General features: G+C 72.5%; 9 protein-coding genes. 5 read left to right on the forward strand and 4 right to left on the reverse strand.

Features of this window, described 5'->3' with window-relative positions:
• Window positions 1-49 precede the first annotated feature (49 nt).
• Window positions 50-610, reverse strand: a complete 561-nt coding sequence (locus ACWF94_RS23485) for a DinB family protein (protein WP_453491738.1) — start codon at window positions 608-610, stop codon at window positions 50-52.
• Between the two features lie 100 nt (window positions 611-710).
• On the reverse strand, window positions 711-2,360 hold the full coding sequence (locus ACWF94_RS23490; RefSeq protein WP_453491741.1) for a tetratricopeptide repeat protein: 1,650 nt from the start codon (window positions 2,358-2,360) through the stop codon (window positions 711-713).
• A 286-nt stretch (window positions 2,361-2,646) separates the two neighbouring features.
• Here ACWF94_RS23490 and ACWF94_RS23495 point away from each other — a divergent pair, with 286 nt between their 5' ends.
• On the forward strand, window positions 2,647-3,072 hold the full coding sequence (locus ACWF94_RS23495) for a hypothetical protein (protein WP_453491762.1): 426 nt from the start codon (window positions 2,647-2,649) through the stop codon (window positions 3,070-3,072).
• Between the two features lie 156 nt (window positions 3,073-3,228).
• Here ACWF94_RS23495 and ACWF94_RS23500 read toward each other — a convergent pair whose 3' ends face one another.
• A complete protein-coding gene (locus ACWF94_RS23500; protein WP_453491744.1) occupies window positions 3,229-3,603 on the reverse strand; it encodes a VOC family protein in 375 nt (124 codons plus the stop codon).
• Window positions 3,604-3,764: 161 nt separating this feature from the next.
• Here ACWF94_RS23500 and ACWF94_RS23505 point away from each other — a divergent pair, with 161 nt between their 5' ends.
• The gene (locus ACWF94_RS23505; protein ID WP_453491747.1) at window positions 3,765-4,637 is read left to right on the forward strand and encodes a spermidine synthase; all 873 of its coding nucleotides are present in this window, start codon (window positions 3,765-3,767) and stop codon (window positions 4,635-4,637) included.
• Window positions 4,638-4,794: 157 nt separating this feature from the next.
• Here the strand turns inward: ACWF94_RS23505 and ACWF94_RS23510 are convergent, their stop codons facing one another.
• Window positions 4,795-5,322, reverse strand: coding sequence for a hypothetical protein (locus ACWF94_RS23510; protein ID WP_453491750.1), 528 nt, complete (start codon window positions 5,320-5,322; stop codon window positions 4,795-4,797).
• A 329-nt stretch (window positions 5,323-5,651) separates the two neighbouring features.
• Here ACWF94_RS23510 and ACWF94_RS23515 point away from each other — a divergent pair, with 329 nt between their 5' ends.
• The 3 genes from ACWF94_RS23515 (at window position 5,652) to ACWF94_RS23525 (ending at window position 9,646) form a co-directional block, all read left to right on the forward strand.
• Window positions 5,652-6,386 carry a response regulator transcription factor gene (locus ACWF94_RS23515; protein WP_453491753.1) on the forward strand — a complete coding sequence of 245 codons (735 nt, stop codon included), beginning with the start codon at window positions 5,652-5,654 and terminating at the stop codon, window positions 6,384-6,386.
• Entirely contained in the window at window positions 6,383-7,801 is a 1,419-nt protein-coding gene (locus ACWF94_RS23520) for a sensor histidine kinase (RefSeq protein ID WP_453491756.1), read from the forward strand. The genes ACWF94_RS23515 and ACWF94_RS23520 overlap by 4 nt, the downstream gene beginning before the upstream one ends.
• 387 nt (window positions 7,802-8,188) lie before the next feature.
• Window positions 8,189-9,646 (forward strand): cellulose binding domain-containing protein, encoded by a 1,458-nt coding sequence (locus ACWF94_RS23525; protein ID WP_453491759.1) that lies wholly within the window; start codon window positions 8,189-8,191, stop codon window positions 9,644-9,646.
• The last annotated feature ends 54 nt before the right edge of the window (window positions 9,647-9,700 follow it).

A 9,700-nucleotide genomic window follows, 5' to 3' on the forward strand; every position in this document is an offset into this window, starting at 1 on the left:
GCCCCACCCGGCACCGGGTGGGGCTCCTTAAGCGTCACGCGGGCCTCCGCTACTGGCCGACCCGGCCGTCGACGCACTCGCGCAACAGGTCGGCGTGCCCGCAGTGGCGGGCGTACTCCTCGATTCGGTGCACCATCAGCTCCCGGACCGCGATGCCGTCCTTCGCCAGCCGCTCGCCCAGATCCGGGTGCTCCGCCAGCGCGGCGTCCGTCGCGGTCTGCTCGCGCTCCAGGGTGGCGTACGCGGCGTCGACCTCGGCCTGGTCGGCGACGGCTCCGTCGAAGTCGCCGTCGTCCTCGCCGTACAGGCTCGGCAGGGGATCGCTGTCGTCGATCCAGTTGTGCCAGTCCCGTTCCACCTCGGCGAGGTGCCGGATCAGGCCGAGCAGCGACATGGTCGACGGAGGAACGGACCGGCGGGCGAGTTGCTCGGCGTCCAGGCCCTCGCACTTCATCCGCAGGGTCATGCGATAGCCGGACAGGAAGTCCAGCAGGGTCGCCAGCTCGCCGTCCGGACCGGCTCCTTCGCTGTCGCGGGGGTCGTCGTCCGGGTCGACCCACATGTCGGGGTAGACCGTCGCCTGGGTCCATCGTGCGGGTTGGTCACTCATGTGTTCCATACTCGTCCGTACGGGCATCGGCTCGCCAGCCGTTTCAGCGCGTGGTCCTGCCAGGAGCGGACTACGGGTCCGGGCGGCGCCCCGGACGGGCCTACCCCGGGGGCGGGGACTCGTGGCGGGCGAGGAACTCGCGGACCAGTGGGGTCGTACGGTGGGGGCGCAGGACCGTCGCCGTGGTCGTCAGCATCGCGTGGACGCGCGACGACCGCACCCCGCCCAACAGCTCCAGCACCCCACGCCCGGCCTCCGCCGCCTCCTCGGGCGCACCCCCGTGCGCGAGGTCCACCGCCAGTTCCGCGCGGTACAGCGCCAGGTTGCGGGTGAAGGTGCGGTCCTGGAGGGTCGCGGCGCGGCGGGCGTGGCCGGCCGCGCGGGACCAGTCGCCGAGCGCGGCCCAGCACTGGGCCTGGAGGGCCTCCAGTTCCGGTTCGCCGAAGAACGACATCCACTCGGGGTCGGCCGTCGACGCCCCCCGGCCGAAGAACCGGTGCGCCCACCCCAGCGCCCGTTCGCATTCGGTGCGGTCCCCGAGACCCGCCCAGCCCCCCGCCTCCCGCAGCGCGAGCAGGGACAGCAGCCGGGGCGAACCCAGGGCACGCGCCGCCCGCAGCCCGGCCTGTGCGGCTCGGAGGCACTCCCGGTAGCGGCCCGCGTCCCGGGCGAGGAAGGAGATATTGCTGAAGGCGTGCGCCTCAAGGGCCGCGTCGCCCGAGACCCGCGCGGTCGCAAGGGCTTCCGTGTAGTACGAGCGGGCGTCGTCGAGGCGGCCCGAGTCATGGGCCAGCCACCCCACGGAGATGGCGAGTTCTCCGGCGCCGGAGCGCAGCCGGTCCGCCATCGTGCGCCGCGCGGTGATCCCGGCGTCGAGGAGGGCGTACGCGGCCCGGAGCGGCTGCGCGGCCCGCTGGTAGAGCCCGTCGGCGCCATGGCGGTCGTCCAGCAGCCGGATTCGCCGTACGGCCTGTTCGACGGCGGCCACCTCGCTCTCGCCGACCCGCCGCTGCGCGGGCACGGCCACGGACCAGGCGAGGGCCGGGGCCTCGCTCTCGGCCCCCGACCGCAGCACGGAGCCGAGCCCGAGCCCGGGGCTCAGCCCGAAGGACGCGGCGGCCACCGAGGCGGAACCGCCCATCATGAATGCCCGACGCAGCACATCGCTCTCCTCGTCGCTGTCGCTGTCGCAGTCGCATTTGCTGCCGGTGCCGGTGCCGGTGCCGGTGCTGGAGCCGGTGTCGGTGCGGCAGACACCGGCGGTGCTGGTCGTACCGGCGGTGCTGGTCGTACCGCCGCCGCACCCGCCCGGCGCGGACACCGGCCCGCCGCCCGCCCCCGGAGCCACCCCCGGGGCCGCCCCCGAAACCCCCGCCCCCGAAGGTGTCTCCGGAGCGCGCGAGCCCCGCCCCCGCCCCCGTACCCGCTCCCGGGCCGAGAAGCCCAGGTCCGCCAGGGTCAGCCCGGGATACATATGGAGGAAGACCCGCTCGTACGCGTAGTTCGGGCAGCGGATCTCACCCGCCTCGACGCGGCCCACATAGCGGGCGTCGCACGAGACCTGCTCATTGATCTCCCGGGCCGCCTTGCGGACGGCCGCCGCGAACTCCCCCGGCGAGAGCCGGCCCCGCAGCCGCCGGAAAGCCTGGTTGGGCGACCGCGACGGCGGTTGCTGTGACGGCGGGGGCTGTGACGGCGGGCGCGGTGACGACTGGGGTTGCGAAGACTGGGGCGGAGACGACGACACCATGGCCGAGCCCTCTCTCGCGTACGGCCGTGTTCCCGGCGAGCCGAGAACGTACCTGATGTGACGAGTGACACATCAAGAGTTTGGCCGCAAATGAGCTGCCCCATCCGGGATCTGCCATGAACTGCCATCCTTTATGGCGGTGTCATGCCGTAGCCCTTGACGCTCCCGCGCGTTGAACCTCTTGGAGGCGCAGTACGCGCCTCAGTCGAGCGAGGAGGGGATCCCCGTGTTGGAGGTCGGCATGGAGACCAGCGCCAGTGGCGCCCGGACGCCTGCGCCACCCGCGATGACTGCCTGGGCGACCACCGCGACCACCGCCCGGCACCGGCCCACCCAGGACAGCAGCCCCCCGCCGGCGGGCGCGGCGGAGCCCTGTGACCTGGTCACCGTCCCCGCCCGCCAGGGCCTGGAAGCGGTGGACATCCTGCGCCGTGGCGCCGCCCCGGCGGTGGGTCCCGTGCTCCATGACGGGGCGTGCGCCACGCTCGGCTTTCTGGTGCCGCCCGGCACGGCCGATGGCTGGGACCTGCCCGGCAGCGCGTGTACGCAGACCTCGGGCCGAGGGCTGCGGATCCCCGCCGAGCCTCCGGTCCGGGGCACCGGCTGGCTGCTCCCGCCCGATGAGGCCGACCAGGTCACCGACCCCCAGATGCTGCGGGAGGCCCTGGGGGAGGCGGCCCGCCTGATCGAGGCGGCGGACAGCCGCCGCTGAGCGGGCGCGCTCCGGGCCCGGGCAGGGATTCCCCTGGCCGGGGGGCGGCGGCGAACCGCCTCCGCCCTTTCCGGGGCCCGAGGACCCCTCTCCGGGGCGAGGTCCACCGGCCCGGGGCCGGCGTCGCGGGGCCGACGCGACCCGCGGCGACGCGGTTCAGGGCGTCGCGGGGCCTTGGAGGAGCTGGAGGTAGTTGCCGACCGGGTCCAGAACGGTGGAGAACATCCACCCTCCTCCCGCGTCCTCGACCGGCCGCACCCAGGTCACTCCGAGGGCGTTGAGGTGCTTCTCGGCCGCCCGGATGTCGCGCACCGTGATGTTGATCAGGTGCCTGCCGGGTTCCGCGGCCTTGTCCGCGACATCGTCACGCCGGTCGAATCCGATGACCGTCTGCTGCCCGATGAAGAGCAGGTGCTCGTCCCAGCGGGCACCCAACGGCTCCAGCGCGGCGCGATACCACTCGATGAGCGGTTCGGGGTCCGTGCTGCCGAGGATGACGCCGAGTCCGGTGATGTTGCTCGGGGCTGCCATGGGGTGTGCCTTCCTCTTGCCTGTCCGTGCGCCTGCGGCGTGTGTACAAGGTCATGACCGCCCGCGCCGACGAGAATCATCGGTCCCGAATCATCGGTCCCGCCCGCCGGGACCCCGCCCCCACCGGGCGTGCGCGCCTCACTCCGGCTGATAATGGGCTGATGGCGAAGAGCAGGCGGCGGCGCGCGGGCGGGGCCGACGGGGCCGAACCCGTCGTCGCGCGGGTGGACGGCGGGGTCGCCGAGCTGATTCCCGACCCGGACCGCCCCCGGGCCTGGACGCTGCTGATCGACGGTGCCCCGCAGTCCCATGTGGACCTCGACGATCCGGCGCGGCTGTCCTTCGAGTACCAGCGCAGGCTGGGCCATGCCGTCGATCTCGCCGCCCCGCCCGGCCGCCCCCTGAGGGCGGTCCATCTGGGCGGCGGGGCCTTCACCCTCGCCCGCTATGTCGCCGCGACGCGCCCCCGCTCCACGCAGCAGATCGTGGAACTGGACGCGGCCCTGGTCCAACTGGTCCGTGCCCACCTCCCGTTGGACCCCAACGCCCGGATACGCGTACGGTCCGCCGACGCCCGCGCCGGACTCGGCAGAATCCCGGACGACTGGGCGGACCTGGTCATCGCGGACGTCTTCAGCGGCGCCCGTACGCCCGCACATCTCACCAGTACGGAATTCCTCACCGAGGTCCGCCGGGTCCTGAGGCCCGGGGGACTGTACGCGGCCAACCTCGCGGACGGGCCGCCGCTGGCGCATCTGCGGGCCCAGGTCGCCACCGCCGCTGCGGTCTTCCCCGAGTCGGCGCTCGCCGCGGACCCGACCGTGCTGCGCGGCCGGCGCTTCGGCAACGCGGTGCTGCTGGCATCGGACGTACCGCTGCCGGTCGCGGAGCTGACCCGCCGGGTGGCGGGCGACCCCCACCCCGGCCGGGTCGAACACGGCCGCGCGCTCCTCGACTTCACCGGCGGCGCCGTCGCGACCACCGACGCGAACGCCAAGCCCTCACCAGCACCGCCCCCGGCGGCCTTCCACTAGCACACCCGGGTCCCGGCAGCCCTGCCGTACGGCACACGGGACTCATGCCCTGCCGTACGGCGAGTCCCGGCCATTCACCGGACCCGTACGACGGCTGGTCCCCGCCGTCCGTCCGTACGGGTGGTCCCCGCCGTACACCCCACCGGGGCCCGGGGGCTCAGTCCTCCTCGACCCTGACCGCGGGCTTGGTCTGGTACCAGGTGCAGTACACGGAGGTCGAACGGCCGTCCTTCTCGAACGTCACCCGGATCATGTAGTCCCAGTTCCACACCCGCACCTCCCAGCCCGCCTCGGGTGTGGCGGACGCCAGCTCCGCGGAGGTCGCGGTCATGTCGAACACGACCCGGCCACCCTCGACGGCGTATGCCTTCGCGTTCCCCGCCGGAGCCGACACCGGAGCGCTCGTGGACGGTTCGGCGCGCTTCTCAGGCTTGCGGGGCGCCGGGGTCGTCGTGGGCGCGCGGCCCTCCTCGTTCATCGCCGTGGAGCCGGACCGCCGCTCGGACGACGGAGGTTTCTTCTGGTGGCTCGGCGGGCGCCGCGTGGACGAGGACTCAGGACTGGGGCGCTGGGTGGTCGGGGTGTCCTCGTTGATCGGGAGCGCCCGAGGCCGGTCATACGCGGTCCCCGACATGACGGTGTGGACGCCCCACCAGGACAGCGTCACCGCCGCGCCGGTGGACATCGACCACGCTATGGCATGTACAAGTCCTCTACGCATCGGGGCCATACTGCACCACCCGCCACAGGTATGTACCCACGAGGACCCACCCGCTCCGGATCGGCCGGGAGTTGGCTGTGAGTCGACCGGGAGGCAGCCAGGGGAGCCGACTGCGAGTGGCGAGGAGAGCCGGCCGCGAGGCGACCGGGAGAGTCGGCCGGGAGGTGACGGGGAGGGCCGGCCGGGTGGCGACCGGGAGGCGACGGGGAGCGTCGGCGAGGAGAGTCGGCCAAGTGCCCGATGTGACACGGCGGGTGGCCACCCGGTCACCCGAATGGCGTACGGTGCCGCTCATGGCAAGTGTGCTCGTGGTCGAGGACGATCAGTTCGTACGCTCCGCCCTCATCCGGCATCTGACCGAGGCTTCCCATACCGTACGGAGCGTCGGCACCGCGCTGGAGGCGCTGCGCGAGGTGGCTCATTTCCGGTTCGACGTGGTCATTCTCGACCTCGGTCTGCCGGATCTGGACGGGGCCGAGGCGCTGAAGATGCTGCGGGGCATCACCGACGTACCCGTCATTATCGCGACCGCGCGGGACGACGAGACGGAAATCGTCCGGTTGCTCAACGACGGTGCCGACGACTATCTCACCAAACCCTTCTCCGTGGAACATCTTTCCGCCCGGATGGCCGCCGTACTGCGCCGCTCGCGCGCGGCCGGCGGCCAGGCCCCGCCCTCGCGGCTGATCCAGGTCGGCGGCCTCGCCATCGACCCGCTGCGCCGCCAGGCCGAACTGGACGGCGCCACACTGGATCTGACGCGCCGTGAGTTCGATCTGCTGGCCTTTCTGGCCGGGCGGCCCGGTGTCGTCGTACCGCGTAAGGAACTGCTCGCCGAGGTCTGGCAGCAGAGCTACGGCGACGACCAGACCATCGACGTCCATCTGAGCTGGCTGCGCCGCAAACTCGGGGAGACGGCCGCGCGACCCCGCTATCTGCACACGCTCCGGGGCGTCGGAGTGAAGCTCGAACCGCCGAACGGTCACCCACCAGGTCCCCCGCCAAGACACCGAGGACATCAACGATGAGATGGGCGCTGGTCAAGGTCTCACTGGCCGTCACGGCGATGGTCGTGGTGGCCTTCGCCGTACCGCTGGGACTCGTGATCAAGGAGATGGCCCGGGACCGGGCCTTCTCCAATGCCGAGCGGCAGGCTGCCGCGATCCAGCCCATCCTCTCCATCACCGCCGACCGCAAGGCCCTGAAGCTGGCTGTGCTCTCCACCCAGGCGGGCGCGGCGGACCGGATGGCGGTGCACATCCCCCCGGCCGAACCGGACGGCAAGCCGGTCGACCTCGGGACCCGCAGGGCCGACCTCGCCACCACCCAGGGCCTGCGCCGCGCCTCCATCACCGAGGTGGCGGGCGGCTCGGTACTGCTTCAGCCCACGGTGATCAGCAAGGGCCGGATCGCGGTCATCGAGGTGTTCGTCCCCGACGGTGAGGTCACCAACGGCGTCACGACCGCCTGGCTGGTACTCGCCGGCGTCGGTGTCGCGCTGATCGTCGGCTCGGTCGCGGTCGCCGACCGGCTCGGCGTACGGATGGTCCAGCCCGCCCAGCGGCTCGCGGGCGCGGCGCACGACCTGGGCGAGGGTGAGCTGAGTGCGCGCGTCCCTGAGGAGGGGCCGACCGAACTGCGGTCAGCCGCCATCGCCTTCAACGCCATGGCCGACCAGGTGGTCCAGCTCCTCGCCAACGAACGGGAACTGGCCGCCGACCTCTCCCACCGGCTGCGCACCCCGCTGACCGTGCTGCGGCTGAACGCGGCCTCGCTCGGCGTCGGACCGGCCGCCGACCAGACCAGATCGGCGGTCGAGCAGCTGGAACGCGAGGTCGACATCATCATCCGCACCGCCCGCGACGCCAAGCCGCAGACCACGGCCGCCGGACCCGGCGCGGGCTGCGACGCGTCCGAAGTGGTCCGCGAGCGCATGGACTTCTGGTCCGCCCTCGCGGAGGACGAGGGCCGCGAGGTGCGGGTCGCGGGTGTGGAACGGCCCGTACGCATCCCGGTGGCCCGGCCCGAACTCGCCGCCGCGCTCGACGCCCTGCTCGGCAATGTCTTCCGCCACACCCCTGAGGGCACGGCTTTCTCGGTCGACGTTCACAACGGCGGTGACGCGGTCATCGTCCTGGTCTCCGACGCGGGCCCGGGGATCGCGGACCCCGCCGCCGCGATGGTCCGGGGCAACAGCGGCGCCCGGGACGGCTCGACGGGCCTCGGCCTGGACATCGTGCGCCGGGTCGCCGAGTCAACGGGCGGCGATGTCCGGATCGGCAGCTCCGTCCTGGGCGGTACGGAGGTACGGATCTGGATCGGGCTGGGCCCGCGCGAGAGCGTCCCCGAGGAGGGCCGCCGGGGCCACCGCGGACCGGAACGCCGGCGCACCCGCGTCGCCGGGCGTTCGCGCACCCCGGTCGGCGGCGACTTCTCGATCTGACGCCCGACTCTTCCCGGGCCCCGGGGTCTCTCAGGTCCCTCGGGTCCCTCAGGTCCTGTAGATCCCATGGGGCTTGTGTGACTCGTGGGTCCAGTGGGTCCAATGGGATCTGTGAGGTCCGCAAGTGACCCCGGCCCGGCTGTGACCAGGCCCGCTGGCCCCTGCCGCGCCGTCCCCCCGCAGGGGCCGCTTGTTCACCCGGTTGATTAATCGGTTCCGATGGCGTCCTTAAGAGAGTCCTAAGAACGTCTTTACCCGCTTCGAACCGACCCTTTGTCCGCCCGGAGGTCGCTAGCGTGCTGCCGCACCCCCTTTCCGTACGGCCCGCATCTGTACGGCACCACAGCCCGTACCAACCGACACCGGCGACACAGAGGCAGGCACGCGATGGTCAGCTCGGCGCAGCGGCGGAGGAAGGGTCGCAGGATCACGGCGGTCGCCGCGGCCGTCGCGGTCCTGGCGACCGGTGGCGCGCTGGTCGCCGTGACCGGTACCGCACAGGCAGCGGCCGTCGGGGCCGCGTACACCAGGACCAGCGCCTGGGCAGGCGGCTACACCGGGCAGTACGTCATCACCAATGACACCGGCAGGACCAAGTCGGACTGGACCCTTGAGTTCGAACTCCCGGCGGGCACCACCATCGGCTCGCTGTGGAACGGCGAACACACGACGCGCGGGCAGCGGGTCACCGTGAAGCCGCCGAGCTGGAAGAAGCGGCTCGGGCCCGGTGCCTCGGTGACCGTCGGCTTCGTCACCCGGGCCGATGGCACCGGAACGGGCCATGACCCCGTCTCCTGCCTCATCGGGAAGACGAAGTGCTCCGCCCAGCCGGGCTCCGGCACCCGGCCCACCGTCCACCCCACCGGACGACCCACCCCCACACCGTCCGTGTCCGTCCCTGCCCCCACAGGGACTCCCCCCACGCGGCAGCCCACGGCACCGTCCCCCAGCGGTGCCGTGGGCTTCTCGCCGTACGTCGACGCCTCGCTCCACCCGGCGTACGACCTGCTGGGCGCGGCGGCGAAAACGGGGATCAAGCACTTCAACCTGGCCTTCGTCCGGGCCGGCCGGAGCTGCAACCCGCGCTGGGGCGGTGTCACCGGTCTCGGCCGCAACAAGGTCGCCCGGCAGATCGGCTCCTTAAGGGCCCGCGGCGGCGATGTCCGGGTTTCCTTCGGCGGCGGGGACGGCTCCGAGCTGGCGCAGGTCTGCTCCTCCCCGGCGAAGCTGGCCACGGCGTACGCCGAGGTCGTCGACACCTACCGTCTCACCGAGATCGACTTCGACATCGAGGGCAAGGCGCTGCCGGACGCCGCCGCCAACACCCGCCGCGCCAAGGCGATCGCCCGGCTCCAGGAGTCCCGCCCCGGGCTGAAGGTCACCTACACCCTGCCGGTGCGGCCCCACGGGCTGACCCAGCCGGGTGTGGACCTGCTCACCGACGCCCGAAGGCACGGCGTACGGATCTCCACGGTCAATGTCATGGCGATGGACTTCGGCACGGCCTACAGCGGCGATATGAGCGGCTACGCCATCCGGGCCGCCACCGCGACCCATACCCAGCTCAAGGGCATCCTCGGCCTGTCGGACACCGCCGCCTGGAAGAGCCTGGCCATCACCCCGATGATCGGACTCAACGACATCGAGTCCGAGACCTTCACGGTCCGGGACGCCGGCGAACTGGCCGCCTTCGCACGGTCGAAGAACATCGGCTGGCTGTCGATGTGGTCCCTCGCCCGGGACAAGCGGTGCCATGGCAACGAGTCGGCCGCACCGGCCGCGACCTGCAGTTCGATCCGCCAGCAGCCGCTCGCCTTCGCCAAGGCGCTCGCCGGCTCCCCTTAGGGCCGCGAGCCCCACAGACAACTACCGCCCCCCACCCGCGCGTCCCGGTCGGCT

The organism is Streptomyces sp. NPDC055078, from assembly GCF_053607985.1.

What these genes read in the sequence shown, in the direction of transcription:
- ACWF94_RS23485 (WP_453491738.1), bottom strand. Translation starts at nt 610, where the DNA reads ATGAGTGACCAACCCGCACGATGGACCCAGGCGACGGTCTACCCCGAC.
- ACWF94_RS23490 (WP_453491741.1), bottom strand. Translation starts at nt 2,360, where the DNA reads ATGGTGTCGTCGTCTCCGCCCCAGTCTTCGCAACCCCAGTCGTCACCG.
- ACWF94_RS23495 (WP_453491762.1), top strand. Translation starts at nt 2,647, where the DNA reads ATGACTGCCTGGGCGACCACCGCGACCACCGCCCGGCACCGGCCCACC.
- ACWF94_RS23500 (WP_453491744.1), bottom strand. Translation starts at nt 3,603, where the DNA reads ATGGCAGCCCCGAGCAACATCACCGGACTCGGCGTCATCCTCGGCAGC.
- ACWF94_RS23505 (WP_453491747.1), top strand. Translation starts at nt 3,765, where the DNA reads ATGGCGAAGAGCAGGCGGCGGCGCGCGGGCGGGGCCGACGGGGCCGAA.
- ACWF94_RS23510 (WP_453491750.1), bottom strand. Translation starts at nt 5,322, where the DNA reads ATGTCCACCGGCGCGGCGGTGACGCTGTCCTGGTGGGGCGTCCACACC.
- ACWF94_RS23515 (WP_453491753.1), top strand. Translation starts at nt 5,652, where the DNA reads ATGGCAAGTGTGCTCGTGGTCGAGGACGATCAGTTCGTACGCTCCGCC.
- ACWF94_RS23520 (WP_453491756.1), top strand. Translation starts at nt 6,383, where the DNA reads ATGAGATGGGCGCTGGTCAAGGTCTCACTGGCCGTCACGGCGATGGTC.
- ACWF94_RS23525 (WP_453491759.1), top strand. Translation starts at nt 8,189, where the DNA reads ATGGTCAGCTCGGCGCAGCGGCGGAGGAAGGGTCGCAGGATCACGGCG.